This window comes from Mesorhizobium sp. M0058 (assembly GCF_040323095.1).
Classification (GTDB): Bacteria; Pseudomonadota; Alphaproteobacteria; order Rhizobiales; family Rhizobiaceae; genus Mesorhizobium.
Genome location: NZ_JAMYUQ010000016.1, coordinates 114,354 through 140,645, shown reverse-complemented (window position 1 = coordinate 140,645; position 26,292 = coordinate 114,354). Strand labels below are relative to the sequence as shown.

27 protein-coding genes are annotated in these 26,292 nt (G+C 64.1%); 13 read left to right on the top strand and 14 right to left on the bottom strand.

Annotated elements, in window-relative coordinates:
* The coding region (locus tag NKJ75_RS26080; protein WP_352500355.1) for an aminotransferase class III-fold pyridoxal phosphate-dependent enzyme at window positions 1-315 on the top strand (315 nt) is incomplete at its 5' end.
* Between the two features lie 9 nt (window positions 316-324).
* The gene (locus NKJ75_RS26075; RefSeq protein ID WP_023834904.1) at window positions 325-1,428 is read left to right on the top strand and encodes an alcohol dehydrogenase family protein; all 1,104 of its coding nucleotides are present in this window, start codon (window positions 325-327) and stop codon (window positions 1,426-1,428) included.
* Between the two features lie 12 nt (window positions 1,429-1,440).
* Here the strand turns inward: NKJ75_RS26075 and NKJ75_RS26070 are convergent, their stop codons facing one another.
* Window positions 1,441-1,584 carry a hypothetical protein gene (locus tag NKJ75_RS26070; protein WP_023709171.1) on the bottom strand — a complete coding sequence of 48 codons (144 nt, stop codon included), beginning with the start codon at window positions 1,582-1,584 and terminating at the stop codon, window positions 1,441-1,443.
* Window positions 1,585-1,794: 210 nt separating this feature from the next.
* Here NKJ75_RS26070 and NKJ75_RS26065 point away from each other — a divergent pair, with 210 nt between their 5' ends.
* From NKJ75_RS26065 to NKJ75_RS26040, 6 genes are read left to right on the top strand one after another with little or no spacing between them, the layout of a single operon-like run.
* Window positions 1,795-2,466, top strand: coding sequence for an amino acid ABC transporter permease (locus tag NKJ75_RS26065; RefSeq protein WP_023695231.1), 672 nt, complete (start codon window positions 1,795-1,797; stop codon window positions 2,464-2,466).
* The gene (locus tag NKJ75_RS26060; protein WP_352500354.1) at window positions 2,466-3,125 is read left to right on the top strand and encodes an amino acid ABC transporter permease; all 660 of its coding nucleotides are present in this window, start codon (window positions 2,466-2,468) and stop codon (window positions 3,123-3,125) included. The genes NKJ75_RS26065 and NKJ75_RS26060 overlap by 1 nt, the downstream gene beginning before the upstream one ends.
* 13 nt (window positions 3,126-3,138) lie before the next feature.
* Window positions 3,139-3,873, top strand: coding sequence for an amino acid ABC transporter ATP-binding protein (locus tag NKJ75_RS26055; protein ID WP_023699816.1), 735 nt, complete (start codon window positions 3,139-3,141; stop codon window positions 3,871-3,873).
* 2 nt (window positions 3,874-3,875) lie between these two features.
* Window positions 3,876-4,802, top strand: coding sequence for an isoaspartyl peptidase/L-asparaginase (locus tag NKJ75_RS26050; RefSeq protein WP_352500353.1), 927 nt, complete (start codon window positions 3,876-3,878; stop codon window positions 4,800-4,802).
* Window positions 4,803-4,813: 11 nt separating this feature from the next.
* Window positions 4,814-5,605 carry a transporter substrate-binding domain-containing protein gene (locus NKJ75_RS26045; RefSeq protein WP_023738369.1) on the top strand — a complete coding sequence of 264 codons (792 nt, stop codon included), beginning with the start codon at window positions 4,814-4,816 and terminating at the stop codon, window positions 5,603-5,605.
* Entirely contained in the window at window positions 5,599-6,621 is a 1,023-nt protein-coding gene (locus tag NKJ75_RS26040) for a LacI family DNA-binding transcriptional regulator (protein ID WP_352500352.1), read from the top strand. The genes NKJ75_RS26045 and NKJ75_RS26040 overlap by 7 nt, the downstream gene beginning before the upstream one ends.
* Before the next feature lie 81 nt (window positions 6,622-6,702).
* On the opposite strand, the gene NKJ75_RS26035 is transcribed toward NKJ75_RS26040, so the two are convergent.
* The 6 genes from NKJ75_RS26035 to NKJ75_RS26010 are packed head-to-tail and all read right to left on the bottom strand — an operon-like array spanning window position 6,703 to window position 11,042.
* The gene (locus NKJ75_RS26035) at window positions 6,703-7,962 is read right to left on the bottom strand and encodes an ABC transporter substrate-binding protein (RefSeq protein WP_352500351.1); all 1,260 of its coding nucleotides are present in this window, start codon (window positions 7,960-7,962) and stop codon (window positions 6,703-6,705) included.
* A gap of 36 nt (window positions 7,963-7,998) precedes the next feature.
* On the bottom strand, window positions 7,999-8,427 hold the full coding sequence (locus NKJ75_RS26030) for a hypothetical protein (protein WP_023667860.1): 429 nt from the start codon (window positions 8,425-8,427) through the stop codon (window positions 7,999-8,001).
* Window positions 8,424-9,479: an aldo/keto reductase gene (locus tag NKJ75_RS26025; RefSeq protein WP_352500350.1), complete on the bottom strand. Its 1,056-nt coding sequence runs from the start codon at window positions 9,477-9,479 to the stop codon at window positions 8,424-8,426. The genes NKJ75_RS26030 and NKJ75_RS26025 overlap by 4 nt, the downstream gene beginning before the upstream one ends.
* Entirely contained in the window at window positions 9,476-9,829 is a 354-nt protein-coding gene (locus NKJ75_RS26020) for a TIGR04076 family protein (protein ID WP_023682686.1), read from the bottom strand. The genes NKJ75_RS26025 and NKJ75_RS26020 overlap by 4 nt, the downstream gene beginning before the upstream one ends.
* Window positions 9,830-10,318 (bottom strand): DUF3830 family protein, encoded by a 489-nt coding sequence (locus NKJ75_RS26015; protein WP_352500349.1) that lies wholly within the window; start codon window positions 10,316-10,318, stop codon window positions 9,830-9,832.
* Between the two features lies 1 nt (window position 10,319).
* Complete coding sequence (locus tag NKJ75_RS26010) at window positions 10,320-11,042, bottom strand: GntR family transcriptional regulator (protein WP_023686960.1); 723 nt, start codon at window positions 11,040-11,042, stop codon at window positions 10,320-10,322.
* A gap of 124 nt (window positions 11,043-11,166) precedes the next feature.
* Between NKJ75_RS26010 and NKJ75_RS26005 the strand changes: the two genes are divergently transcribed.
* The 5 genes from NKJ75_RS26005 to NKJ75_RS25985 are packed head-to-tail and all read left to right on the top strand — an operon-like array spanning window position 11,167 to window position 15,890.
* Complete coding sequence (locus NKJ75_RS26005; protein WP_352460169.1) at window positions 11,167-11,967, top strand: ABC transporter ATP-binding protein; 801 nt, start codon at window positions 11,167-11,169, stop codon at window positions 11,965-11,967.
* Window positions 11,964-12,713: a branched-chain amino acid ABC transporter ATP-binding protein gene (locus NKJ75_RS26000; protein WP_352500348.1), complete on the top strand. Its 750-nt coding sequence runs from the start codon at window positions 11,964-11,966 to the stop codon at window positions 12,711-12,713. The genes NKJ75_RS26005 and NKJ75_RS26000 overlap by 4 nt, the downstream gene beginning before the upstream one ends.
* On the top strand, window positions 12,710-13,618 hold the full coding sequence (locus tag NKJ75_RS25995; protein WP_352500347.1) for a branched-chain amino acid ABC transporter permease: 909 nt from the start codon (window positions 12,710-12,712) through the stop codon (window positions 13,616-13,618). Before NKJ75_RS26000 ends, NKJ75_RS25995 begins: the two co-directional genes overlap by 4 nt.
* The gene (locus tag NKJ75_RS25990) at window positions 13,615-14,598 is read left to right on the top strand and encodes a branched-chain amino acid ABC transporter permease (protein WP_023682691.1); all 984 of its coding nucleotides are present in this window, start codon (window positions 13,615-13,617) and stop codon (window positions 14,596-14,598) included. Before NKJ75_RS25995 ends, NKJ75_RS25990 begins: the two co-directional genes overlap by 4 nt.
* Window positions 14,595-15,890, top strand: coding sequence for an NAD(P)/FAD-dependent oxidoreductase (locus tag NKJ75_RS25985; RefSeq protein WP_023682692.1), 1,296 nt, complete (start codon window positions 14,595-14,597; stop codon window positions 15,888-15,890). Before NKJ75_RS25990 ends, NKJ75_RS25985 begins: the two co-directional genes overlap by 4 nt.
* A 67-nt stretch (window positions 15,891-15,957) precedes the next feature.
* Here NKJ75_RS25985 and NKJ75_RS25980 read toward each other — a convergent pair whose 3' ends face one another.
* The 7 genes from NKJ75_RS25980 to NKJ75_RS25950 form a co-directional block, all read right to left on the bottom strand.
* Complete coding sequence (locus NKJ75_RS25980) at window positions 15,958-18,795, bottom strand: nitrate reductase (protein WP_031247200.1); 2,838 nt, start codon at window positions 18,793-18,795, stop codon at window positions 15,958-15,960.
* A 3-nt stretch (window positions 18,796-18,798) separates the two neighbouring features.
* Window positions 18,799-19,128: a nitrite reductase small subunit NirD gene (gene nirD, locus NKJ75_RS25975; RefSeq protein ID WP_023745647.1), complete on the bottom strand. Its 330-nt coding sequence runs from the start codon at window positions 19,126-19,128 to the stop codon at window positions 18,799-18,801.
* A 5-nt stretch (window positions 19,129-19,133) separates the two neighbouring features.
* Window positions 19,134-21,584 carry a nitrite reductase large subunit NirB gene (nirB, locus tag NKJ75_RS25970; protein WP_023686953.1) on the bottom strand — a complete coding sequence of 817 codons (2,451 nt, stop codon included), beginning with the start codon at window positions 21,582-21,584 and terminating at the stop codon, window positions 19,134-19,136.
* Window positions 21,585-21,588: 4 nt separating this feature from the next.
* Window positions 21,589-22,386 carry an ABC transporter ATP-binding protein gene (locus tag NKJ75_RS25965; protein ID WP_023667847.1) on the bottom strand — a complete coding sequence of 266 codons (798 nt, stop codon included), beginning with the start codon at window positions 22,384-22,386 and terminating at the stop codon, window positions 21,589-21,591.
* A gap of 10 nt (window positions 22,387-22,396) precedes the next feature.
* A complete protein-coding gene (gene ntrB / locus NKJ75_RS25960; protein ID WP_023682697.1) occupies window positions 22,397-23,287 on the bottom strand; it encodes a nitrate ABC transporter permease in 891 nt (296 codons plus the stop codon).
* A 92-nt stretch (window positions 23,288-23,379) separates the two neighbouring features.
* The gene (locus NKJ75_RS25955; RefSeq protein ID WP_023745648.1) at window positions 23,380-24,708 is read right to left on the bottom strand and encodes a CmpA/NrtA family ABC transporter substrate-binding protein; all 1,329 of its coding nucleotides are present in this window, start codon (window positions 24,706-24,708) and stop codon (window positions 23,380-23,382) included.
* A 343-nt stretch (window positions 24,709-25,051) separates the two neighbouring features.
* Window positions 25,052-26,290 (bottom strand): CmpA/NrtA family ABC transporter substrate-binding protein, encoded by a 1,239-nt coding sequence (locus tag NKJ75_RS25950; protein ID WP_023745649.1) that lies wholly within the window; start codon window positions 26,288-26,290, stop codon window positions 25,052-25,054.
* Window positions 26,291-26,292: the final 2 nt, after the last annotated feature.

Genomic DNA, 26,292 nt, shown 5'->3' with positions numbered 1-26,292 from the left:
ACCGGCGCCTATTTCCGCGCCGAACTCGCCAAGGCTGTCGGCGGCCACAGACACGTCGGCGACGTGCGCGGCGATGGCATGCTGGCGGCGGTCGAATTTGTCGCCGACAAGGACGACCGGGTGTTCTTCGACGCCTCGCTCAAGATCGGGCCGCAACTGGCGACAGCACTTGCCGCCAGCGGTGTCATCGGCCGCGCCATGCCGCAGGGCGACATCCTTGGCTTCGCGCCGCCGCTCTGCCTGACGCGTGAGGAAGCCGACATCGTCGTCTCGAAAACCGCCGATGCCGTCAACAGCGTGTTTTCCAATCTCTGAGATCGACCCATGAATGCCATGACCAAGACCCTCCCCGCCACCATGGCCGCCGTGCTGCTCACCGGGCATGGCGGACCGGAAAAGCTCGTCTATCGCAGCGATGTGAAAGTGCCTGTGCCTGCCGCCGGCGAGGTGCTGGTCAGGGTCAGCGCTTGCGGTATGAACAACACCGATGTCTGGGTACGCCAGGGCGCCTATGGCACGGAGGAGGACGCTGCCGCCGTGTCGACGTGGCGGCGGCAAGGCAACACGCTTACCTTCCCGCGCATCCAGGGCACCGACACGGTCGGCACCATCGCTGCCGTCGGCGAAGGCGTTTCCCCGGGCCGTATCGGCGAACGGGTAATGGTCGATTTTTCGATCTACAACCGCGACGACGATTCCCTCGCCGACATCGACTATATGGGCCACGGTCGCGATGGCGGGTATGCCGAGTACCAGACAGTGCCGGCCGAGAACGCTCATGTCGTAGACACCGGGATGAGCGACATCGAACTCGCCACTTTCTGCTGCGCCTACCTCACCGGCGAGCAGATGCTGGAACGCGCCGGGCTGAAAGCCGGCGAGCGCGTGCTGGTCACGGGCGCCTCAGGCGGCGTCGGTTCCGGCATCGTGCAGCTGGCGCGGGCGCGCGGCGCCATTCCCTACGCCGTCGTCGGCAAGGGCAAGGAGCAGGCGGTGCGCGACATCGGCGCCGAAGCGGTTATTACCCGTGGGGTTGCCGATCTTCCCGCCGCCGTGAATGAAGCCACTGGCGGCCAGCCGATCGATGTGGTCGCCGATCTCGTCGGCGGCGCGATCTTCAACGACCTCTTGCGCATCCTGAGGCCCGAAGGCCGCTACACCACCGCCGGCGCGATTGCCGGTCCGGTTGTGCAGCTCGATCTCCGGACCATGTATCTGAAGCAGCTGCAACTGCACGGATCGAGCCAGGGGACGCGCGCCGACTTCCGCCGCATCGTTGGATACATCGAAGCGAAGAAAATCCGGCCGCTGGTCGGCGGTGTCTACAAACTGTCCGATTTCCACAAGGCGCAGGCCGACTTCATCGCCAAGGATTTCGTCGGCAAGCTGGTGGTTGTGCCGGACGCCATGTGGAACATCCGCGCATAACGGCTCCCAACGTCAGAGCGCGTCGTAAACGGCATCAATCAACACCTTGCGGCGTGGATCGACGTCGTCGAAACCCAGCATGCGGTTGGTGACGTAGCCGAATCCGACACCGGCGCCGGGATCGGCAAAATCGAGGGCGCCGCCCCCAGCCGCCATGGCCGAGGATTGCGGCGACGCGCGGCTGGCATAGGCGGCGTCCTCGAGCTGAAAGCCGGCGGCGAATTGCCGGCGCTTGAGACATAGCGCGCATGAGGCGAACCGGAATCATCGCAACGAATGCAAGCCACAGGCCGGCAACCAGACCCTGCATCTTGACAGACGAGGCGAAAGCCAAAAGAGTGAAACCGGTTTCACTGGGGACCGCCGGTGCATTTCGATCTGTCCATTCTGCTCCCGCATCTGGGTTTTCTGGCGCGCGGCGCCGAACTTACGGCGGCGGCTTGCGCGCTGTCGCTGGTGGGAAGCGTCGTCATGGGCGCGTTGGTGGCGATCGCACGCACCTCCGCCTCGGCACTGCTTCGACGGATCGCCTTCGTCTACGTCGATCTCTTCCGCAATGTGCCGTTCATCGTCCAGCTGTTCTTCTTCTATTACGGCCTGCCCGAGCTCGGCATTTACATCGACGCCTTCACCACCGGCGTCGTGGCGCTTTCCATTGCCGGCGGCGCCTATGCCTCCGACATCATTCGAGCCGGCATCCTCGCCATCGACCAGGGCATCATCGACGCCGCTGAAGTGAGCGGCCTGTCCAGGCGCAAGATCTTTACCCGCATCGTGCTGCCGATTGCGCTGCGCACCTCCGTGCGACCGCTCGGATCCGTGCTCATCAACATGATCCTTACGTCCTCGATCCTCTCGACCATCACGCTCAACGAGCTCACCGGCTCAGCCCAGATCGTGGTCTCGCAGACCTATCGGCCCTTCGAGGTCTATGTGGTGCTGCTCTGTGCCTATGCGGCCCTGACTTATCTGGTTTCGCTGGGCGTCACCCTGCTCCACCGCCATCTCAATCGGGACATGATGGAGGCGGTCGGCTGATGCGGTTCAGCGATTTCACCTCCTACGACCTGATCCTGCTGGCGCAAGGTCTCGGCACCAACGTCGCGCTGTTTCTCGTCACCTCTCTGATCGGACTGCTGATTGGCCTGAGCTGGGCGCTGGTGCGGTTCTACCGTGTGCCGGTTCTGGCCCAGGTCGTCACCTTCCTGTCGGAGCTGTTGAAGAACTCGCCGGTGTTGGTGCAGCTGTTCCTGGTGTTCTTCGGCCTGCCGGCGCTGTTGCATATAAGGGTGACGCCGGTCACCGCAGCGACCATCACTCTGTCGGCGAACACCGTGGCATTCGTCTATGTCATCGCGGTCTCGGCGATCGAGTCGATCGAACGCGAGCAGGTCGAGGCCGCGCGTGTCTTCGGCCTGACCCGGTGGCAGGTCCTGCGCCATATCGTTTCGCCCCAGGCTGCCGCCTTCGCGGTCGGCCCGCTCGTCGCGCTGCTGGTCAACCAGCTTCAGGTGACGTCGCTGATTTCTGTCATCGGCGTCGTCGACCTGACCAAGATTGGCCACATCCTCAACATGCGAACCTTGAAGCCGTTCGTGGTCTGGACCGTCGTCGGGCTGCTCTACTATGGCGCGGCAAAGCTGGTCGCCCTGCTTGGCGAGCGTCTTGAAAACCGCCTGCGGGCGCACAGCGCCTGACGGGGGCTTTAACATGCTCAAGATCGAAAACGTGCACAAAGCGTTCGGCGAGGTCACTGTGCTGGACGGCGTCGACCTGACGATCGCGCCCGGCGAAGTGGTCTCGATCCTCGGGTCGTCGGGGTCCGGCAAGTCGACACTGATCCGTTGCATCAACGGCCTCGAAAAGCTGAAGTCGGGCCGCATCACGGTCGACGATTTCGATGTCAGCAAGCCGAAGGAGCTGGCCGAGGCGCGCAAGCGCTCAGGCACCGTCTTCCAGCTGTTCAACCTCTATCCGCATATGAGCGCGCTTCAGAACATTACGCTCGCCCCGATCGAGGTGCTGAAGATGCCGCGCCCTGAGGCCGAGGCGCTGGCGCGCAAGCTGCTCGAGTCCGTCGGCCTCGCCGATCGGGCCAACGCCTACCCGGCGCAGTTGTCGGGCGGGCAGCGCCAGCGTGTCGGCATCTGCCGGGCGCTCGCCATGCAGCCGCGCTATCTGCTGCTCGATGAAGTGACCAGCGCGCTCGACCCGGAAATGACTTCCGAGGTGCTGGCCATCCTGGCAAAGCTCGCCGCGCAAGGCACGACGATGCTGTTCGTCACCCACGAGATCGAATTCGCGCGCGAGATTTCCAACCGCATCGTCTTCCTCGACAAGGGCAGGCTGGTGGTCGATCTGCCAACGGATCGTTTCTTCGCCGCGGACGGCGGCCGGGCGCAGCCGCGGGTTGCGCAGTTTCTCTCCAAGATGCGCAAGGACTAGGAATGCTGCTGTTAGCCAACAACGAAGCATGGCCGGGATTCGAAACCTCGGTGCAAATGCTGCGCGATGGCGCCGTCAGCCTGGACGCGATGGTTGCCGGCATCGGCATGGTGGAGAAAGAGGTCAAGGTTCGCAGCGTCGGTTATGGCGGCTGGCCGAACATGCTGGGCGAGATGGAGTTCGACGCCGGCGTCATGGACGGCAATACAAGAGAGGTCGGTTCAGTCGGCGCCGTGCCAAGGACCTTGGCGGTCGCTGCCCTGGCGCAGCAGGTAATGAAGCGCCTGCCGCATGTGATGCTGACCGGCGAAGGGGCGCGGCGCTTTGCCAGCGAAATCGGTTTTGCCGAAGACGAAGTCTTGTTCGAGGACAGCAAGCGCGTCTGGTGGGAGCGGCTGCAACAGGAACTCACACCGCAACAGCTGGCGAAATTCCCCGATATCGATCTGGCGCCGCTCAGCCGTACTATAACCGATCCCGAGCGCGTCCGCGACACCACCGTCTTCCTGTCGGCGGATGCGCGGCGCGGCATCCATGCCGCGACTTCGACCTCGGGCTGGGCGTGGAAATATCCGGGCCGGCTCGGCGATTCTCCCATTCCCGGCGCAGGCTTTTACGCCGACAGCCGCTATGGCGCGGCGGCGTGCACCCATACCGGCGAGATGACGATGCGCTGCGCCACCGCACGGACCGTCGTGCTGGCCATGAAGTTTGGCCGATCCCTGTCGGATGCGGTCGCGCTGGCGGTCGAGGAACTGGCTGAACTCGACACCGGCTTCCTGGCCGGAGTGGTCATCCACGCCGTCGACGCCGAGCAGAACCACGAGGTGGTGAATTTCAGATGCGAGGGCGAGGTCCGCTACTGGCTCTGGAAGGATTCCATGCCCGCACCCGAATTGCGGGCAGCAAAACGTGTCACTAGAAAATAAGGAGAGGAACCATGAAAACCGTACTGCGTGCCTTCGCCGCGCTGGCCATCGTGGCCGGTTCGGCTTTTCCGGCCCTTGCCGGCATGATTGACGACATCCGCTCACGCGGCACCATTCGCATCGGCGTATCGCTCGGCGGCGAGCCGATCGGCTTTCGCGATGCACAAAACAACCCTGTCGGCTACGATGTCGATGTCGCGACGCTGCTGGCGCAAAAGCTCGGGGTGCAGGTCGAGTTCGTCGACGTCTCGGGCGATGCCCGTATTTCCATGCTGGTGTCGGGACAGATCGATGTCGCGGTCGCAAACACCTCGGCAACGCTCGAGCGGGCCAAGACCGTCAACTTCACCATCCCCTACAACCGGGCCGGGCTGCGCGTCATCGTCCAGAAGGATGCCGGGATAACCGACCTCAAGGGGCTCGCCGGCAAGAAGGTTGTCGTCGGCCGCGGCACCACGGGCGAAACCTTCCTCAAGGCGGCCGTGCCGGAAGCAGAGCTCGTCTATGTCGACCAGTTCGCGCCCGACGGGGTTCTGCAGCTGCAACAGAAGCGCGTCGATGCGGCGATTGAGGATTCCTCGCTGCTCGATTACCTCGCGACCAAGACACCGAGCCTGGTGACGCTGCCTGGCCTCTATTCCAACGATCCGATCGGCATCGCGGTCGCCAAGGGCGATCCCGAATTCGTCCGCTGGCTCGACATGTTCGTGTCCGACTTCATCCAGTCGGGCACCTATGAGACGACCTACAAGAAGTGGTGGGGGCCGGACTCCAACCCGCCGGCGCTCAACCCGCTGTGGTGACACCCACTACCGGTAACCGATCGGCGCACACTCGAGGCGCCGTCGCAACGATCGCCGATGTCGCGCGGCTGGCAGGCGTGTCGCGTGCCGCGGCCAGCCGTGCGCTGTCGAGCGGACCGCGACCGGTCTCGGCGGACAAACGCGAACGTGTCGTGCAGGCCGCCGCGCAGCTCGGCTACAAACCCAATCTCCTGGCGCAAAGCCTGACCACCAAGACCGTCAATCTGGTTGCCGTCGTGGTCAACCACATTCACGATCTTTCAGATCTCGACCTGTTCGACCGGCTGCTCGACGCAATCCAGTCGATCGGCAAGCAGGTCATCCTCATCCGCATCGGCTCGGCGGAAGGGGTCGAGGATTTTCTGCGCAACGGCGTTGCCTATCATGTCGATGCCGCCGTGGTGTTCTCCGACTTTGCCGATGCAGCGACGGTGCGGCGCATGTTTCGCTCGGACCTGGTCATCATGCTGAACGGACTGCATGACGATCTGTCACCCACCGTCATTCCCGATGAAGGCGTCGGCATCGCCGAGGCCGTGGCGGATGCGGCGGCCAAGCGCGCGCGCACGGCCAGCCTGCTGACCGGCCGTTCGTCCTCGCGGGTCGAACAGCTGCGCATCGGCCACTACCTCGAAGCGTTCCGGCATCATGGAATTGAACTGCTGCAGACGGTCCAGGGAGACTATTCCTACGAGTCGGGCTATGCGGCAGCCGCCGGCCTGACGGGACGCGGCTGTCCCGATGCGGTCTTTTGTACGTCCGACGCGATGGCCATGGGTGTTCTGGATGTCTGCCGGGCGGATTTCCCCGACAACCGGCCCAGCCGCTTCCGCCTCTATGGCTTCGACAATGTGTCCCTGACCAATTTCGACGCCTACCCGATATCGTCAATCGGCTACGACAAATCAGACTTTGTGGGTCATATCGTCGGCGCCCTCTCCAATCCGCAGGTCTTCATGCCCGGCCAGCCGCCTGTCGTTATATTGACCCGGCTGATTTCGCGCTTGACCGCGTAACTAGCGCCGATGTTGGACTGCTTGTCCGGCGTCGATCTCCCAGAGATCGAACGGAGATCGCGCCGGACAATGTACCGGCGCCTACTGCAATTTCGCCTGTAGCACGTTGACGTCGTCGGTTGTCATTTCACCGTCGGTCGTCACCTTGCCGTCGACGATCTTCCACAGCCGGAACGGACCGGTGATGTCGCCATATTTGTCGAAGCTGACCGGACCGATGACGCCTTCATAGCGGATCGGCTTGCCGTCCTTGATCAGGCCGAGCGCCTTGGCGAACTCGTCCTTGCCGGCATAGATCGGTGTGCCGGCAGGATCGACCGCCTTGTACATGGCATCCTTGATCTTGGCTGGATCCTCGGAGCCGGCAATGGCAATGGCGAGGCCGACAATGGCGCCGGCATCATAGGAACGGTCGGCTGCCGGGTTCGACGGTTCGATGCCCGAAAACTCCTTGTAGTTTTTCAGGAAATAGTCGGTGGATGCCGTCGGGCTGGTGCCGGAAGAGGTACCGTAGGCATCCTTCAGATAATCGGCGCCGACGGATTCGATGAAGTCCGGGCTGTTCATGCCGTCATTGAGCAGGAATTTCTGCACGCCGCCCTGCGATATCCAGGTGCGGGCGACCGTTGCGCCGTCGACCGGCGTGCTGACGAGGTAGAGTCCGTCCGGCTCGCCTCCCATCGCCGCCGTCACTTCCGAAGCATAGCTCGACTGCTTTTCATTATAGGGCGTGTCGGAGACGATGGTGCCGCCGAGCGCTTTGTAGGCACGCGAGAATTCGGCCACCATGTTGACGCCGAAGTCGTTGTTGACATGGATGATCGACAGTTTCTTGAAGCCCTTGTCGATGGCGTATTTGGCGGCGGCCACGCCTTGCAGCGCATCCGACGTGATGGTGCGGAAGAAGATGCCGTTGGTCTTGCCGTCGCGGCCAAGGGCGGTCAGCGTCGGCGAGGACGAAGCCGGCGACACCTGCACGATCTTGGCCGGCCCGGTGACCGAGGTCAAAATCGGGATCGACACCGAGGAGATGATGCCGCCGATGATCACCGGCACCTTCTTGACCTGTACCAGCTGGGTCGCGGCATCGACCGCGATATTGCCCTGGCTCTGGCTGTCGCGCGTGTCGGTTGCGAGATCGCAGCCGCGTACGCCACCGGCTTCATTGATGTCGCGGAAGGCCATTTCGACGGACTTCGCGCCGGCCTGGCCGTATTCGCCGGCCGGACCGGTGAGCTCCATGACCAGGCCGACGGTGATCTTGCAGTCCGCTGCATGTGCGGCGCCGGCCATCGTCACGAGAGCCAGTGCTGTGGTGATTTGAAGTATCGTCTTCTTCATTGCCGTTCCCCTTTTCTTGTTTGAACTTTTGCCTGTTCAGCCTTCCGGCGCCTGCAGCCAGGTCTCATGCAGATGCCGCCATTCGACGCCGTTTGGTGCCGATGAACTGGTGGTGAAGACCGCACTGGACTGCCGGCGACTGTGTTTGCCGGCGCGCAGTTGCGCCTCGATGTAGAAGATGACGATCGTGTCCGCGTCCTGCCAACCCGGCCTGATGTCCTCGATCGATATGGCAAAACCGTCGTCGCAAGTGGCGCGGCTTGTCCGGACATGATCTACGACCGCGTCGCGATCGAGGATCTGGCCATTCGGCGCCACCATGGTGAGGCCTTCGCCCATGACAGCCTCGAAGCGGCCGAACTCCACAGCGTCGGCTCGCGCGGCGACAAACCAGTCGACGAAGAAGCGATGCAGGTCGATGATTTCAGCGCTGGCACGCGAAAAAAGGGAAGGCTCTCCGCTCATTTCTTCCCCGCATTGAGGTTGTAATGCATGATCGAGCCGTGGCGGCCATGACGGTCGCGCTCCAGCGCGTAGACATCGCCCGCGAGGCCGGTGCCTTGTGCGATGGCGGCAGCAATCCGCGCGCGATCGTCGGCGTCGAGCGCGACGTCCATGATTTTCGTATTGGCCAGCGCATGTGCCTGGTTGCGCGCACCCACAATGACGGCCGCGACCTGCGGCTGCTCGAGCACCCATGCCGAGGCGATGGTGGCGATGTCGACGCCGTGGCGATCGCCGACCGCTTTCAGCGCCTTGAGCAGGGACTGGAACAGCTCCCAGCCGCCGAAGTCGTCGATGATCAGCTTGTATTTGACCAGCGAGCGGTTTTCGAGCGGCGTGGAGGGCTCGGCCACGCCAAGCCATTTGTCGCTGAGGAAGCCGCCCGCCACCGAGCCGTAGCAGAGGAAGCGGACACCGTTCTTAGCGGCAAGGCCCGCAAGGCTGTTTGCCGGCCGCTGGTCGAGCACTGAATATTGCAGTTGCTGGCTGACCAGCGGGATGCCCGCGGAGAGGATTTCGGCTAGCCTCGGCGTATCGAAATTGGTGGTGCCGAGATTGCGCACCTTGCCTTCCAGCCGAAGCTCGTCGAGCCAACCCATCGCCTCGACGTAACGAGGCTGGTCATAATCCCACCAGTGAAACTGCACGAGGTCGATCCGCTCGGTCTTGAGCCTGCGAAGCGACTGATCGACGATGCCCCTGATGTAGTCGCGGCTGATGCCTGCCAGTCGTTCGAGGTCCGGCACCAGCTTGGTGTGCACCTTCATCCTGGCCGCGACATCGAGACCGCGCTCGCCGGCCAGCCGCAGGCGCGCGGCGCCGATCAGTTCCTCGACGCCGGTGTAGATGTCGGCGCAGTCATAGGTCCAGATGCCGGCATCGAAAGTGGCGATGAGGTCGGTCACCGCCTGGCTGCGGTCGACGGCGCCATGCCCGCCGGCGAGCTGCCAGCCACCGCGGATGACGCGCGAGATCGTATAGCCGGGGCTGAGTTCGACGGTCCTGGCGCTCATCTTTTGTCGGTCTCCTTCGGCAGCGGCACAGCCGTGGTTTGGGCATGGCTGAACCGCCGCTTGGCCAGCCTGACGATCCGCAGCCGGCTGGCGCAATTGGGATCGGGACAGGCGATCTCGGCATCCGAGGTCATCCAGTCATTTGCATGCGTCGGGCGCTGCTTTGCCGCCAGGAGCGGCAACACGGCGGAGATCGAGTAAATCGAAAAACCCTGCCCCGCCGGCAGCGACAGCATTTCGCCCTTGAGTTCGAAATAGTCGCCGGCCCTGGCGCCGCAATAGACCGGCTTGCCCTCGGGGATGACCGCTTCGACGCGCAGATCGAAGAGTTCGAAACTGTCGTCGGCCATTCAGGCCTCCACCAGGCTGAAGGTGATGTCACAGGCGCCGTTGCGGCGGATGACGCCGCAGGCGGCGGCAAACTGATCGCGCTCTCCGGCAAGCACTTGCGCGACCACGCTGCCGGCCAGCCAGCCGATCGGGAACAGCAGCCGCGCCCCCTGCCCGTAGTACAGGCCGATATCGAAGATGGCATTGGGATTGCCGCCCCACACGCGTGGCGGCACATAGGACAGCACGATATCGCCGGGCTGCGGCGTCAGCGTTGCATTCTCCGGTCGCAAAGACTGGGCATAGGCCTGGCCGTGGAGATCGGCTGACGGAACCGGGCACGAGATTTCCGGTCCTGTCCACATCGCATGGATGCCTGGGATGATGCGTGGCTGCGCCAGATACGCCAGCAGGAAGGCGGCATTCTCCGGCGCCTTTTCGGGCAATAGCAGCGCCGTCACGGAAAGCTTCGAGCGTGGTTCTGTGATGCCGATGGCGGGCTTGGGCATGTCAGTCCTTCGCCGATTGAAGTTTGTCGCGCAGGAAGGCGAAGGGGCGGCTGATGTCGGCTACCAGCGCCTCGCGCGCCGCTTGCGCATCCTGTTTGGCAAGTGCAGCGACAATTCGACGATGATAGTGGGCGGTATCAACCTCGCCTGCCTCGGAGAAGGCATAGATGGCGACGCGGATGCAGGGACCCGATTGAAGCCAGAGGCTTTCGATCATCGGGATCAGCACAGCCGAGCCGCAGCAGCGGTAGATCTCAAAATGAAAGCTCTGGTTGAGCGTCGCTTCGCGATCGATATCCTTCTTGTGCTTCAGGGCCCGCATCTCGTCCCACTCGCCCAGCATGGCTTCGATCGATGCGATCTGGCGCGGGCTCATGCGCCTGGCGGCAAGCGCGATCGCTTCGCCTTCGATGAGTGAGCGGGCACGCAGGAGGTCGTCGATGCGCTCCAGCGTGATCGGCGGCACGCGCACGGAACGGTTGGGCAGCGCCTCCAGCGCCTTTTCCGTGATCAGCCGGCCGAGCGCTTCGCGTACCGGCATGGTCGAGGTGACCAGCGCATCGGCAAGACCGCGGATGGTCAGCACCTGGTTCGGCTCGAAAAGGCCACCGATCAGAGCACGGCGCAGCTCGGAATAGACGCGATCCTGCACGGTCTCGCGGCCGACCGGCGTAAGCTGGGCTGCGATCGTCTCGTTGTTCTTTTCGATGGCAGCCTTCTGCATTACCGGCATTTGCCCCGTTTTCGGCTTGCGAATGGAATTAAAGCCGAATAGCGTGATCAAAGCAAGTGTGATCACAAATCAAAAATCAGGAGGCGACAACGATCGTCTTCGGCCAGAGGGTTTGATGAGCGATGCAGCGGAGCGCCAACGGCAGGAGACCCGTGCGCCGGTTCTGACGGCACGAAACGTCGTCAGGCGTTTTGGCGGCCTTGTCGCCGTCAACGATGTCTCGTTTGATGTCAAAGCGGGCGAAATCCTCGGCCTGATCGGGCCGAATGGCGCCGGCAAGACGACGATGTTCGATCTGTTGGCGGGCAGCATATTGCCAACCAGCGGCGATATCCTGCTCAATGGCACGCGCGTCTCCGGCGAAGCCGCTCATCTGCGTATCGGCCGTGGTCTTGGCCGCACCTTCCAGATCCCGCGCCCCCTGCCCAATCTGACGCTGATCGAAAACATCATGCTGGCGGCGCAGGGCCAAGCCGGCGAAAAATTGCTCGCCAACTTCGTCACGCCTTGTCGGGTCGCGGCACAAGAAAGGGCTGCCAGGACAAAGGCGCTCGAGCTGCTGGAGTTGGTCACTCTCACCCATCTCGCGCACGAGCCGGCACGCGTGCTTTCCGGCGGCCAGCGCAAGCTGCTCGAACTCGCCCGCGTCATGATGGCCGACCCGGCGATCATCCTGCTCGACGAACCGGCGGCCGGCGTCAACGCGACGCTGCTCGAGATCATCATCGACCGTATCCGCGACATCAACGCGCGCGGCATCACCTTCCTGCTGATCGAGCACAATATCGACATGGTAACGCGGCTCTGCCACCGCGTGCTGGTCATGGCGAGCGGCCAGTTGCTCAGCGAAGGCACGGCAGAGGAAGTCGCCCGCGACCCGCGCGTCATCGAGGCTTATCTCGGGGGCGCCACATGAACGAGACCGTCCTCGACGTGCGCAACCTCGAAGCCGGCTATGAGCTTGGCGTGCCGATCGTGCGCGGCGCCTCGATCACCGTCGGCAAGGGGGAGATCGTCGTCGTGCTCGGCCCCAACGGCGCCGGCAAGTCGAGCTTCATCAAGGCGATCGCCGGCCTTGTCCCGATCACCGGCGGCGCGGTGTTCCTGGACGGCAAGGACATAACCGCCGCGCCCGCCCACACCATGGTCCGGCTCGGCCTCGCCTTCGTACCGCAGACGGAGAACATCTTTCCGCTGATGTCGGTCGAGGACAATCTGAAAGTCGCCTGCGGCATCCTCGAGCGACGCGAAATCCCTGCCCGCATCGAGGAAATGTATGCGGCCTTCCCCGACCTCGTCCGCCAGCGCCGCACCGCCGCCGGCAATCTGTCGGGCGGACAGCGGCAGATGCTCGCCGTCGCACGCGCGCTGATCGTCCATCCCAAGGTGCTGGTGCTCGACGAGCCGTCGGCCGGCCTGTCGCCGAAATTCGTATCGATGGTGTTCGAGATGCTGGCCGGCATCCGCAGGTCCGGCGTCACCATCCTGCTGGTCGAACAGAACGCCAAGGCAGCGCTGGCCATCGGCGACCGCGCCTATGTGCTGGTCGAAGGCAAGGACCGGCACGAGGGTGTGGCGTCCGAATTGTGGAACGATCCTGTCGTCGCCGAACTCTATCTCGGCCAACGCCCGTCTCACGCCGGCAAGGAAGGCGCGGCATGAGCCTGCAATTTGTCGTCGATGGGTTGCTGACCGGCTCGATGATCGGACTTGGCGCCATCGGCGTGACGCTGACCTATTCGATCCTGCGCTTCTCGAATTTTGCCCATGGCGACTTCATGGCCTGGGGAACCTATGCGACGCTCGCCGTCGTCAGCGCCATCGGCGCGATGTTCGGCAAGGTGGCGCCCATTGGACCGCTGTCTTTCGGCTGGCCGCTGCTGGTTGCGCTGGTTGTCGGCATGACTTTCACCGCCCTGCTGGCGCTGTTGCTCGACAAGGTGCTGTTTTCGCGGCTGCGTTCGCAGGGGCAAGCCATCATCGTGGTGATGGCGAGCTTCGGCGCCTCGATGGCGCTGCGCAGCCTGCTCGAATTCACCTTCAGCTCACGCCCGACCTATTTCAGCCGGACGATCCAGATCGCCATGCCGGTCGGCTTCGGCATCCGCATCACGTCCGATCAGATCGCGCTGCTGCTGCTGACCGCAGTGCTGGTGCTCGGCGTGCATCTGTTGATGACACGCACGCAGACCGGCCGCTCCATGCAGGCGCTGAGCCAGAATGCAGCGCTGGCCCGCATCGTCGGTATCGACGTTGCCTCCGTTGTGCGTGTCACCTGGATCATCGGCGGGGCGCTGGCCTGCGTGGCCGGCGTGATGATCGGCATTCTGGTGCAGATCCGCCCGTTCATGGGCTTCGACATGCTGCTGCCGATGTTTGCAGCAGCCATCCTCGGCGGCATCGGCAGCATTCCGGGCGCTGTGCTCGGCGGCTTGATCATCGGTCTTGCCGAAGCCGGTGCGGTGCAGCTGATCGGCGCCGAATGGCGCGCCGCAATCTCCTTCATCATCCTGATGGCGGTGCTGTTCGTTCGGCCGATCGGCCTGTTTGGTGTGAGGGAACGCTGATGGACCTGCTCGGCTACGGCGCCTTCTTCCTGACCACCGCACTGATCTTTTCGCTGGTCACACTGGGGCTCAATCTGCAGTGGGGGCTGACTGGCCTTTTCAATGTCGGCCTTGCCGGATTCGTCGCCATCGGCGCCTATACATCGGCGCTGCTGACGACCCCGGACGATGCCGCGCGCTTCGGCGGCTTCGGTCTGCCGATCCTGGTCGGCTGGGCGGGCGCCATGGTCGTCGGCGGTATCGCCGCAGCACTTACCGGCATGGCCACGCTGCGTCTGCGATCCGACTACCTGGCGATCACCACCTTCGGCGTCGCCGTCGTCGTGCAGCTGGTCGCGCTCAACGCGCAGAAAACAACCGGCGGCCCGTTCGGCATCGGTTTCATCCCGCGCCCGTTCGGCGGCCTTGCCGAAACGCCGCTGCTGTTCAACCTGTCGAACCTCGCCGTCGTTTCGGCTGTGACGCTGATCGCCTATCTCGCTCTGGAGCACCTGTCGCGCAGCCCCTGGGGCCGCGTGCTCAAGGCGCTGCGCGAGGACGAGCGAGCGGCGATTTCGCTGGGCAAGAGCGCGCGCTTCTACCGCGTCCAGGCCTTCGCCGTCGGCGGCGCTATCATGGCGCTGGCCGGCGCTTTGCAGGCGCATTTCACCGGCTTCATCGCGCCCGATAACTATCTGCCGATCCTGACCTTCCAGGTCTGGGTGATGCTGATCGTCGGCGGCTCGGGCAGCAATGCCGGCGCCGTTGCCGGCAGCATCCTGGTCTGGGCGATATGGGCGGGGTCGGGCACGCTGACCAGCGTGCTGTTTGCGCCCGAGCAGCAAGCACGCGCGGCCTCACTGCAGATCATCGCCATCGGCGTCATGCTCTGCGTCATCCTGCTGATCCGGCCTAACGGATTGTTCGGCGACCGGCCGCGCCGACCGAAGCCCGGCACACAGACAAAGGCGGCGGCCAACGAGAACGAGGCCGGATCATGAATGCCATGATCCGGCAGCAAGCGTATGGCGTTTCGCTCTGGCATGCCGTCAGCCGCAACCGCCGCGACAGGGGCGCGCTGCAAGGCGGACTCGACGTCGATCTCGCGATTGTGGGCGGCGGCTTTTCCGGCCTGTCGACGGCATTGCATGCCTCTGAGAAAGGGCTTTCGGTCGCGGTCCTCGAAGCCGAATTCATCGCTTGGGGTGCGACCGGCCGGAATGCCGGCTTCGTCGTTCCGAACTTCGCCAAGCGGGATCCAGACGACATCATCACCGAACTCGGACCCGAGCGCGGCGGGCGCCTGGTTGACTTCGCCGCCGGCAGCGCTGATCTCGTCTTCGGCCTGATCAAGAGGCACGGCATCGAATGCGACGCTGTGCAGAATGGTTGGATCCAGCCGGCGCATTCGTCCGCCGCGCTGGAAAAGACGCGATCGCGCGCCGAGCAATGGGCGGCGCGGGGCAGGCCGACCGTTGCGCTCGATGCCATGGCGGTCACGACGCTCACCGGTATCGGCGGCTACGCCGGCGGTTGGATGGATAACTCGGGCGGTGTCCTCAATCCGGTCGAGTACGCACGCGGCCTGGCAGATGCCGCGGAAAAGGCAGGAGCGCGCATCTTCGAGCAGACGCGTGTCACTTCCATCGACCGCACTCCGGATGGCTGGGCCTTGAAGACGGCGTCCGGCACTGTGCGAGCGGGCAAGGTCTTGGTCGCCACCAACGCCTATGGTGGAGAGCTGAACCCGACCTTGGCGCGGACCTATATCCCGCTGAAAATCTTCCAGATCGCCACCGCGCCGCTGCCGCGCGCCATACGCGCGCGCCTGCTGCCGGGCGGCCAGGGCGTCGGCGACACCAGGCGCAATCTCTTTACCTGCCGCTTCGATGGCCAGAACCGGCTGATCAGCGGCGGCATGCATGTCGTCGGCGCCGGCGCCGAGACGCGCTTGCCGCAAACGATTTGGCGACGGCTCGCCAGGCATCTCGATTTGCCTGACCTGCCGCCGCTTGCCTACAGCTGGACAGGCGTGGCGGCGGTGGTGCCGGATTTCCTGCCGCGTCTCATCGACCTCGGCCCGGGCCTGATCGCCGGCTTCGCCTGCAACGGCCGCGGCATCGCCATGACCACGGCAATGGGCAAAGTTCTGGCGGACTGGGCGAGCGGAACGGACGCCCGATATCTGCCGCTCCCCTTCGCGCCGCCAGCGCCGATCCCGCTGCACAGCCTCGTGCGCTATGCGCCGAATATGCTGCTTCCCTGGAGCATCCTGCGCGACCGGCTGGATTAGACAGCCACCACCTTCCGCAATCGATGACCATGGTGGCCCAAGAGGATATCGTCAGATCCAGCCGCACCTACTCCGCAGCCTGAACCCGATTGGCCTGAATGACCGCCCGGATCTCGGACCGGCAGGAGCCGCAATTGGTGCCGGCCTTCAGGGCGCCGCCTATGGCTTCGACTGTCGTGCACCCGGCTGCCACTGCCGCCGCGATCTGGTTGACCCCGACGTTGAAACAGGAGCAGACGGTCGCGCCCGCATCGGGCCGATCGGCGCCGGCGCGACCGGCGACGATCCTGAAGCGTTCGCGCTGGCTGGTGTAGACCTCCTCGAGCTGTTGTGCCGCCCAACCGCGCGAAACCGCCACCGGGCCGGACGCGATAAACAAAGCCCCGGCGAGGTGCTGGTCGTCGAAGGCAGCAATGCGATGCTGGCCGGAATCGCGGTCGTGATAGGCGAGCATATCGGCTACGGGAACATCGAAGAGCGAACCAGCGAAACCAGCCCAGTCGATGTCGTCGTCAGCAAAAGCAAGCTCTACCCGCCAGCCGCCCTTGCATTTGGCCACGGCCCAGTAATCTGCTGCGACCGGCACCGGCTTTCGGCGCACCACAGCAAAGCCGAAGGCTCTCGCGGCGAACTTCTCGATGCGGGCGCCGACATGTTTCAGCGCAGGTTGGCCGGAAACCGGATCGGTCAGAGGCGCGGTCAGCGTGTCGAGGCGGCCCTTTGCCGAAAACTGATCGGTCCAGTGCATCGGCGCAAACACGCTCCCCCGGCGCTGGCGTGCCGTCACCAGCGCGCGCACCAGCACATCCCCGCGCAGGCTGGAGACGCGCACGATGTCGGCGTCGCCAATGCCGTGATGCGTGGCATCCGCCGGGTGGATCTCGACGAAGGGCTCGGCCATGTGCTGGGAGAGACGTGGGCTTTTCCCAGTGCGGGTCATCGTGTGCCAATGGTCGCGAACACGGCCGGTGTTGAGGATCAGCGGATAGTCCGGGCTGGTGCGTGTCTCGACGATGGGACGAATGGCGATGAAGCGCGCCTTGCGGTCGGGATTGTAGAAATTGCCGTTGGCGAAGAAGCGGGTGCTGGAAGGGTCAAGTCCCGCTTGAACACCCCCCTCTGTCCTGCCGGACATCTCCCCCGCAAGGGGGGAGATTGGCAGCTTTGACGCCGGCATATCTTCTGCATCGTTGGTAATTGGCGAAGGCCGAGGCGACGGCTGATCTCCCCCCTTGCGGGGGAGATGGCCGGCAGGCCAGAGGGGGGTGGCTGGGCTCGGCGCCGGCCATTGGAAAGGCTCAAGCGCTGCATAGGCCTCCTTATCAACACCAGCATAACCACCAATATCGAAATCCCGTGCGCCGTCATTCTCGAACCCGGACAGCGCGGCGTGTTCGGCGAAGATTTCCGCTGGCGACGAATAGGAAAACGCCTCGTCAAACCCCATCCGCTTGCCCACCTCGGCGACGATCAACCAATCCGGCCGCGCCTCACCGGGCACTGCAAGAAAACTGCGCTGGCGCGAGATGCGGCGCTCTGAATTGGTCACGGTGCCGTCCTTCTCGCCCCATGCGGCGGCAGGCAGCCGCACATGGGCGTGGCGCACGGTGTCCGTGCTCGCCAGCACGTCCGACACCACGACGAACGGGCAAGCCTTGATCGCTGCCTCGACGGCATCGGCGTCCGGCATCGAATCGACCGGGTTGGTGGCCATGATCCACAATGCCTTGATGCGCCCGGCAGCGATCGCCTGAAACATCTCGACCGCCTTCAGACCGGGCTTTGGGGCGACGGCCGGCGCATTCCAGAAACGCTGCACGCGGTCGCGGTGCTCGGGGTTTTCGATCTCCATATGGGCGGCCAGCATATTGGCCATGCCGCCGACCTCGCGGCCGCCCATGGCGTTGGGCTGGCCGGTCACTGAAAACGGTCCGGCCCCAGGTTTGCCGATGCGGCCGGTGGCAAGATGGCAGTTGATGATGGCGTTGACCTTGTCGGTGCCCGAAGACGACTGGTTGACGCCTTGGCTGTAGACGGTGACGGTCTTCGCTGTGGCGGCAAACAGGCTGTAGAAGCGGGCAAGCTCCTCTTCGCTCAAGCCGGTGGCGGCGGCAGCGCCGGCAAGATCGAGTTTCGAGGCGGCGAAGAGCGCTTGCCCGAAGCCAGTCGTGTGGGCGGTGATGTAGGCGCGGTCGAGCGCGTTGTGCTGGCCAAGCCAGGCGAGCAGACCAGTGAACAAAGCAACGTCGCCATCCGGCGCGATCGCCAGGTGCATGTCGGCGATATCAGCGGTCATTGTGCGGCGCGGGTCGACCAGCACGACCTTCATCTCCGGTCGTTTTTCCCGGGCCGTCGCGATGCGCTGGAAGAGCACGGGATGGCACCAGGCGAGATTGGAGCCGACCAGCACGATCAGGTCGGCGAGCTCGAGATCCTCGTAAGTGCCGGGCACGGTGTCGGAGCCGAAGGCGCGGCGGTGGCCGGCAACCGACGAGGCCATGCACAGGCGGGAATTGGTGTCGATGTTGGCCGAGCCGATGAAGCCCTTCATCAGCTTGTTGGCGACATAATAGTCTTCGGTCAGCAACTGGCCCGAGACATAGAAGGCGACGGAGTCCGGACCATGCTCGGCGATGGTTTGCGAGAGGGTCGAAGCGACGAGATCGAGCGCCTCGTCCCAGCCGGCATGGCGGCCGTGGATTTCGGGGTAGAGCAGCCTGCCGTCGAGGTCGATGGTCTCGGCAAGCGCGGAACCCTTCGAGCAGAGCCTACCGAAATTGGCTGGATGGTCGGGGTCGCCGCGGACAGTGACTTCACCGTCCGCGGCGACCTTCGCCAGCACGCCGCAACCTACCCCGCAATAGGGGCAGGTGGTCCTCACCTCGCGCGCTTCGCCAGGTTCCATGCTTCAGGCCGCGCGGCTGGCCAGCGCTTTCAGCGCAATGAACAGGTGCTCGCCCTCGATCCGCACAGGAATGGTGCGCACCACGCCCTCGTCGGCGCCGAGCGCCTTGCCCGTCTCCAGCGAAATGACCCAATTGTGCAAGGGGCAGGTGACGGCGGTGCCGTGGACGATGCCTTGGCTCAGCGGCCCACCCTTGTGCGGGCAATGGTCGTCGATGGCATAGACCTGATCGTCCTGCGTGCGGAAGACGGCGATCTTACCCTCGGGTGTGTCGACGCAGCGCGCGCCGCGGCGGGGGATGTCGGAGAGCGAGCCGATTGCGATCCAGTCCATTTTAATCACTCCGCAGCCTGCGCAAACCCGACAGAAGCCATTGGCCGGAACTCGTGCTTGTCCTTGCCGGAGACGCGTTCCGACCACGGGTCGACTTGGGCGAATTTCTGGCTGAAGACGAAGCGTTCGTAATAGGCCTTGCGCTTGGCACCGTCGTCCATGATCTGGCGCTTGATCTCGGGGATACCGATGCGCTTGGCCCATTTGTAGATGCGCTCGAGATAGCGGCCCTGCTCGCGGTACATCTGCGTCAGCGCCACGATATGCTCCAGCGCCTCGTCCTCGGTCTTGACCAGGCCAAGCACTTCGGTGCCCTTGATGTCGAGGCCGGCGGCGCCGGCGAAATGGATCTCGTAGCCACTGTCGACACAGATCACGCCGACATCCTTGCAGGTCGCCTCGGCGCAGTTGCGCGGACAGCCCGACACCGCCATTTTGACCTTGGCCGGGGTCCACGAGCCCCACATGAATTTCTCGATGCGAATGCCGAGGCCGGTCGAATCCTGCGTGCCGAAGCGGCACCAGTCGGAGCCGACACAGGTCTTCACCGTGCGCAGGCCCTTGGCGTAAGCATGGCCTGAGACGAAGCCGGCCTGGCCGAGATCGGCCCACACCGCCGGCAGATCCTCCTTGCGGATGCCCAGCATGTCGATGCGCTGGCCGCCGGTGACCTTGACCATCGGTATCTCGAACTTGTCGACGACGTCGGCGATGGCGCGCAGTTCGGCGGCGTTGGTGACGCCGCCCCACATGCGCGGCACCACCGAATAGGTGCCGTCCTTCTGGATGTTGGCGTGGACGCGTTCGTTGATGAAGCGCGACTGATAGTCGTCGGCGTAATCGTTCGGCCAGTCGCAGACGAGGTAGTAGTTGAGCGCCGGCCGACATTTTGCGCAGCCGCAGGAGGTCGTCCATTCCAGCTCCTGCATGACGGCGGGAATGGTCTTCAGGCTCTTGGCGATGATCAGCCGGCGCACCTCGTCATGGCCGAGCGTGGTGCAGCCGCACATCGGTTGCACGGCGGCCGGGTTGTATTTGTCGCCGATGGTCAGCACCATCAGCTTCTCGACCAGCCCGGTGCACGAACCGCAGGAAGCCGATGCCTTGGTGTGGGCGCGCACGTCGTCGAGCGAAGCCAGGCCCTTGGCCGTGATCGCGCCGGTGATCTTGCCCTTGCAAACGCCGTTGCAGCCGCAGATTTCCGCATCATCCGGCAAGGCTGCAACGGCCGCCATAGGGTCCAGCGGGGCACCCCCCTGGTAGGACTGGCCGAAGATGAGCGTGTCGCGCATCTCCGATATGTCGGTCTGCTTCTTCTTGAGATCGTTGAACCAGGCCCCATCCGCCGTCTCGCCATAAAGCACGGTGCCGATGATGCGGTCGTCCTTGAGCACAAGGCGCTTGTAGACGCCGGCGGCGGCATCGCGCAGCACGATCTCCTGGCGGTCCTCGCCTTCGGCGAAGTCGCCAAGCGAGAACAGGTCGATGCCGGTGACCTTGAGCTTGGTCGGCGTGTCCATGTGGACGAAGGCCGCTGCCTCGTTGCCGGCCAACTGGTTCGCGGCAACGCGCGCCATCTCGTAGAGCGGCGCGACCAGCCCGTAGACCTGGCCGTAGACCTCGGCGCATTCGCCGAGCGCGTAGATGTCGGGGTCGTTGCTGCGCATGCCGGCATCGACGACAATACCACGATTGACGGCTATGCCGGCCTCCCTGGCCAGCGCCGCATTCGGCCGGATGCCGACCGCCATCACCACCAGCGTTGCCGGGATAATAGTGCCGTCGGCAAGCTCCACCTGCCCGACCTTGCCGTTGCCGGTGATCGCCTGGGTGTTGGCCTTGGTGATGACCTTGATGCCGCGCTGTTCCACCGCGCGCTGCAGGAGATAGCCGGCGGCTGGATCGAGCTGACGCTCCATCAATGTCGGCATGACATGCAGCACGGTGACGTCCATGCCTTGGGCGTTCAAACCTGCTGCCGCCTCCAGCCCGAGCAGGCCGCCGCCGATGACCACGGCCTTGGCGCGCGACTGGGCGGCAAGCATCATGGCCTGAACATCGTCGAGGTCGCGATAGGTCAGCACCCCCGGCAGATCATGGCCGGGCACCGGAATGATAAAGGGCACCGATCCGGTGGCGATGACGAGCTTGTCGTAAGGCTCGGTGACGCCGTGATCGGAGGTGACTGTCTTGGCCGCCCGGTCGATGGCGACGATCTTGTGACCTTTGTAGAGGGTGATGTTGTTGGCGATGTACCAGCCGTCGCCGTGGATGATGATTTCCTCATAGGCCTTTTCGCCGGAGAGAACCGGCGACAGCATGATGCGGTCGTAGTTCACCCGCGGCTCGGCGTTGAAAATGGTCACGGTGTAGCGGCCCGGCGCCTGTTCGAGCAGATGCTCCAGCATGCGCCCGGGGGCCATGCCGTTGCCGATGATGACGAGTTTTTCGGTCATGGCGTTACTCCGCGGCTTCGACGAAGCGGTGGCGTTCATAGAGGAACTTCAGCACCGCTTCGCGGCAGCGCAGGAAGGTGCGGTCGGAAGAGAGTTCGACGCGTCGACGCGGCCGCAGCAGCGGCACCGCAAGCACCTCGCCGATTGTCGCCGCCGGACCGTTGGTCATCATGACGATGCGGTCGGACAACAGCACCGCCTCGTCGACATCGTGGGTGATCATGATCGTCGTCGAGCCGAGCCTGGAATGGATGTCCATAACCGCATCCTGCAGATGGGCGCGCGTCAGCGCGTCGAGTGCCCCGAACGGCTCGTCGAGCAACAGGATCTTCGGCTCCATGGCAAGCGCCCGGGCAATGCCGACGCGCTGCTTCATGCCGCCCGATATTTCGGCCGGCCGCTTGTCCTTGGCATGGGCCATCTGCACGAGATCGAGATTGCGCATGATCCAGTCATGTCGCTCGGTCCTGCTCTTGGAACGGCCAAAGACTTTCGACACCGCCAGGCTGATGTTTTCGTAGACGGTGAGCCATGGCAGCAGGCTGTGGTTCTGGAACACCACGGCGCGCTCGGGTCCGGGGCTGTCGACCTCCTTGTTTTCAAGCAGCACGGCGCCGGCGGAAACCTTGGTCAGCCCGGCGATCAGATTGAGCAAGGTCGACTTGCCACAGCCGGAATGGCCGATGATGGAGACGAATTCGCCCTTGTCGATGGTCAGCCTGATGTCCTTGAGCACCTCGCTGACCTGACCGCCGCGGGCAAAGGATTTGTCGATATGGTCGAGCTTCAGATAGGCCGTCATCGCCCTCTCCTCACTTTGCCGTTGTGCCGCGGGTGACGAAAGCGCCGACCGCAGCGACCAGGCGGTCGAGGCAGAAGCCGGTGACGCCGATATAGGCGAGCGCGACGATGATGTCGGGCAGCCGCGACGAGTTCCAGGCGTCCCAGATGAAGAAGCCGATGCCGACGCCGCCGGTCAGCATTTCGGCGGCGACGATGGCGAGCCAGGACAGGCCGATGCCGATTCTGAGGCCGGTGAAGATGTAGGGTGCGGCGGCCGGAACCATGATCTTGACGAAGAATTCGAACTGGTTGAGCCGCAAGATGCGCGAGACGTTGCGGTAGTCTTCCGGAATGTTTCGCACGCCGACGGCGGTGTTGATGATGATCGGCCAGATCGAGGTGATGAAGATAACGAACAGCGCCGACGGGCTGGAATCGCGGAAAGCAGCCAGCGACAGCGGCAACCAGGCCAGCGGCGGCACGGTGCGCAGTATCTGGAACACCGGATCGAGGCCACGCATGGCCCAGATCGACTGGCCGACCAGGGCGCCGAGCGCGACGCCGACGATCGCCGCCAGGCCGAAGCCGATGGCGACGCGCTGCAGAGAGATCAGCACCCGCCACGCAAGGCCGATATCCTGCGGGCCGTTGTTGAAGAACGGATGCGCGATCAGGTCATAGGCCTCGTTCCACACCTGGCTGGGCGGCGGTAGGCTGGCGGTCGGCGACGAGCAGGCGATCTGCCACACGACCAGCATGAAGGCGATAACGATGACCGGCGGCACCAGGGCGGTGGCCAGCCTGCCGGCGATCGCGATCGGGTCGAAGCGGCGCCGCGCTTTGGCGGTGAAAGCGATGACTGCGGCAGGCTTGGCGGGGAACGCCTTCACCGTGGTTTCCTCAATGGCTTGGATGGACATGTCTGGGTATAACTCCGGGGTCGGTGCGGGCGACAACGGCGAAGCGCCGTTGCGCTGGGGCGACAAACGGCGGAACGCGCCGTTTGCGCTGGTCAAGCCGATGCCTTGATCTTCAGGCTGTCGAGATAGGCCGACGGGTTGGCCGGGTCGAAAATCTTGCCGTCGAAGAAGGTCTCGACGCCGCGCGACGACGAGGCCGGAATATCGGCTGCGGCAACGCCGAGATCCTTCGCCGCCTCGCGCCAGATATCCTCGCGATTGACCTGATCGACCAGCGTCTTGATGTCGGTGGTCGGCGCGAATTTTCCCCAACGGATGTTTTCGGCGAGGAACCAGCTGTCGTGGCTCTTGTAGGGATAGGAGACGCCACCCTTCCAGAATTTCATGTAGAGGTCAGTGCCGGTGGCCACGCGGCCGTTGCCGTAGTTGATGTCGCCCTTGAGGCGGCCGATAATGTCGGCGACAGGCACGTTCATCCATTGCCGCTTGCCGATGATGGCGGCCATCTCGTCCTTGTTCTCCGTGGCCTCGCACCATTGCTGGGCCTCCATGACGGCCATCACGATCGCCTTGGTGGCGTTCGGGTATTTGTCGATGAATTCGGCGCGGAGGCCGAGCGCCTTTTCGGGATGACCCTTCCACAGTTCGCCGGTGGTGGCGGCGGTGAAACCAACGCCTTGGTGGACGAGCTGTTCGTTCCACGGTTCGCCAACGCAGAACACGTCCATGTTGCCGACTTTCATGTTGGCGACCATCTGCGGCGGCGGCACGACAATGGTCGAGACGTCCTTGTCGGGATCGATGCCGCCGGCGGCCAGCCAGTAACGGAGCCACAAATCATGGGTGCCGCCCGGGAACGTCATGGCGGCCTTGATTTCCTTGCCGGCCGCCTTCTTGGCGGCGAAGGCGTCCTTCAGCTTGGAGGCGTCGAGGCCGACACCGGTGCCGGCGTATTCCTGCGCAACCGAAATGCCCTGGCAGTCGTAGTTGAGCCGCGCCACGATAGCCATCGGCATCGGCTGGTTGTTCTGCGTCACCTTGCCGGTGTGCATGAGATAGGGCAGCGGCGTCAGGATGTGAGCGCCGTCGATGCCGTTGGCTGCGCCGCCGAGCATCAGATTGTCGCGCGTCGCGCCCCAGGAGGCCTGCTTGAGCACCTCGACGTCGGGCATGCCGAACTTGGCGAACAGCCCCTTCTCCTTGGCGATCATCAGCGGCGCCGCGTCGGTCAGCGCGATGAAGCCGAGCTTGGCGCCGGTGACCTCCGGAGCGGTCGTGGCGGCATAGGCGCCCGAGGGGAAGAGCTTGCGGGCCGCCACGAACAGGCCGGCCGTCATGGCGCTGCTGACAAGAAAATCGCGGCGCGTCACATCCTTGAGCGATGTTCCCGTCCCGATCCATTTCCCTATTTTTTCTTTCATCGTGATCTCCGGTTGAACGCGAGGGCTTCGTCGAGTGGCCAAAACAAAAAAGCCGCCGTCCAGGCCTCGCGCGTCCGTACATCCGGGATCGCGTCGTTGACCTGAGCGGCAGCTTTGCCTGTGGCGCCCGCCATTGGACGCCTGTTCCGTGACCCGCGAAGGGCCTGACTAATTCAAAGCAGGAACCGTGCCAGTTTTGGGTGAAACGAAAAACCTAAATGAAATCAACATTACGCGCCAGATGCCGGCACGCGAGCCGACATCGCAAGCAGATCAAAGATTGTTCACTACAGCAATCGCACGCACATTTTTTGTGCAATGCACAAGAATGGCGCGAGAATGATCAGGCTTCCGCGCGAGCGGCTTTCTGGCGCGCTATATAGCCGTCGATCTCGTCGGGGTCGAAGGTCTGACCGTCGAAGAAGCCGTCCGGCCCAAGCACCAAGCCTGCCCCGGTCGCACCGACAGCCGTGGCGACCTTAAGCGCGCCCTCGACCTTCGCATTGGCGCCGGGAAGTGCAACGCCAAGCGGCTTTAGCGCCGAGCGGTAGAGGTCCGGACGGTAGCAGTCACGGGCGATAGCAAGGTTTTCCGGCGTGTGCTCGACATGCCCCCAGCGCACCATCTGCGTATAGAACCACAGCGCATGGCTCTTCCACGGAAAGTTCGCCGCCTTGTCGAAGGGCAGGAAGAAGTCGTCGACATCCAGTTCGGCGCCGCCGCCCAGTTCAAGATGGCCGGTCAGGATCGGCATCTGGACAGCTGGTGGCAGGCCCAGGAAGCCAGCTTGAGCCATCACACCAGCCAGTTCGGCGTGGTTGCGCCGATCCTGGCACCAGCGCGCCGAATGATGCAGCGCGCGCAGCAATGCTGCCAGCGCGACCGGGTTCTCCTGCGACCACGCCTTGCGCACGCCGATCACCTTCTCCGGACTGTTGCGCCACAGCAGCGCCTTGACGGTGACGATATGGCCGGTGCCGGCGGCGACCGAGGCGCTGTTCCAGGGCTCGCCGACGCAGTAGCCGTCGATCCGCCCGGCGACCAGCGCATCGGCCATGAAGGGCGGTGGCACGATGACGATCTCGATCTCGCGCTCCGGATCGATGCCGCACCCGGCAAGCCAGTAGCGCAGTTCGTAATTATGCCCCGAATGCGGGTGAACCACGGCAAAGCGCAGCGGATCGCCGCCAGCCCCGGCGCGGTCGCGAATGAAGGCACCGAGGGCTGCGCCCGCGCGCGCGGGCTCGAGATCGGGTATGGCGCCGTGTGCCGCCATGCCTTCCCAGACGGCGTTGGAGATGGTGACGCAATTGCCGCCAAGCCCGAGCGAAAACGGCACGATGGTCTCGGAAGCAAGCGGCGTCAGCCCGAGATTGCAGGCGAGCGGCATCGGCCCCAGCATGTGCGCCAGGTGGAAATGGCCGATGGCGATGCGGTCGCGGATGTTGGCCCAGGAGGTCTCGCGGTGAAGTGTGAGATCGATGCCCTCGCGCGCGGCAAATCCAAGCTCACCCGCCGCAACCAGCACGGCACTGTCGAAGAGCGGCATGAAGCCGGCGGTGATCTGGTGCTCGGCGCTCATGC

Coding starts and splice junctions, on each gene's coding strand:
- NKJ75_RS26075 (WP_023834904.1), top strand. CDS start 325: ATGAATGCCATGACCAAGACCCTCCCCGCCACCATGGCCGCCGTGCTG.
- NKJ75_RS26070 (WP_023709171.1), bottom strand. CDS start 1,584: ATGGCGGCTGGGGGCGGCGCCCTCGATTTTGCCGATCCCGGCGCCGGT.
- NKJ75_RS26060 (WP_352500354.1), top strand. CDS start 2,466: ATGCGGTTCAGCGATTTCACCTCCTACGACCTGATCCTGCTGGCGCAA.
- NKJ75_RS26055 (WP_023699816.1), top strand. CDS start 3,139: ATGCTCAAGATCGAAAACGTGCACAAAGCGTTCGGCGAGGTCACTGTG.
- NKJ75_RS26050 (WP_352500353.1), top strand. CDS start 3,876: ATGCTGCTGTTAGCCAACAACGAAGCATGGCCGGGATTCGAAACCTCG.
- NKJ75_RS26045 (WP_023738369.1), top strand. CDS start 4,814: ATGAAAACCGTACTGCGTGCCTTCGCCGCGCTGGCCATCGTGGCCGGT.
- NKJ75_RS26035 (WP_352500351.1), bottom strand. CDS start 7,962: ATGAAGAAGACGATACTTCAAATCACCACAGCACTGGCTCTCGTGACG.
- NKJ75_RS26030 (WP_023667860.1), bottom strand. CDS start 8,427: ATGAGCGGAGAGCCTTCCCTTTTTTCGCGTGCCAGCGCTGAAATCATC.
- NKJ75_RS26025 (WP_352500350.1), bottom strand. CDS start 9,479: ATGAGCGCCAGGACCGTCGAACTCAGCCCCGGCTATACGATCTCGCGC.
- NKJ75_RS26020 (WP_023682686.1), bottom strand. CDS start 9,829: ATGGCCGACGACAGTTTCGAACTCTTCGATCTGCGCGTCGAAGCGGTC.
- NKJ75_RS26015 (WP_352500349.1), bottom strand. CDS start 10,318: ATGCCCAAGCCCGCCATCGGCATCACAGAACCACGCTCGAAGCTTTCC.
- NKJ75_RS26010 (WP_023686960.1), bottom strand. CDS start 11,042: ATGCAGAAGGCTGCCATCGAAAAGAACAACGAGACGATCGCAGCCCAG.
- NKJ75_RS26005 (WP_352460169.1), top strand. CDS start 11,167: ATGAGCGATGCAGCGGAGCGCCAACGGCAGGAGACCCGTGCGCCGGTT.
- NKJ75_RS26000 (WP_352500348.1), top strand. CDS start 11,964: ATGAACGAGACCGTCCTCGACGTGCGCAACCTCGAAGCCGGCTATGAG.
- NKJ75_RS25995 (WP_352500347.1), top strand. CDS start 12,710: ATGAGCCTGCAATTTGTCGTCGATGGGTTGCTGACCGGCTCGATGATC.
- NKJ75_RS25985 (WP_023682692.1), top strand. CDS start 14,595: ATGAATGCCATGATCCGGCAGCAAGCGTATGGCGTTTCGCTCTGGCAT.
- NKJ75_RS25980 (WP_031247200.1), bottom strand. CDS start 18,795: ATGGAACCTGGCGAAGCGCGCGAGGTGAGGACCACCTGCCCCTATTGC.
- nirD (WP_023745647.1), bottom strand. CDS start 19,128: ATGGACTGGATCGCAATCGGCTCGCTCTCCGACATCCCCCGCCGCGGC.
- nirB (WP_023686953.1), bottom strand. CDS start 21,584: ATGACCGAAAAACTCGTCATCATCGGCAACGGCATGGCCCCCGGGCGC.
- NKJ75_RS25965 (WP_023667847.1), bottom strand. CDS start 22,386: ATGACGGCCTATCTGAAGCTCGACCATATCGACAAATCCTTTGCCCGC.
- ntrB (WP_023682697.1), bottom strand. CDS start 23,287: ATGTCCATCCAAGCCATTGAGGAAACCACGGTGAAGGCGTTCCCCGCC.
- NKJ75_RS25955 (WP_023745648.1), bottom strand. CDS start 24,708: ATGAAAGAAAAAATAGGGAAATGGATCGGGACGGGAACATCGCTCAAG.
- NKJ75_RS25950 (WP_023745649.1), bottom strand. CDS start 26,290: ATGAGCGCCGAGCACCAGATCACCGCCGGCTTCATGCCGCTCTTCGAC.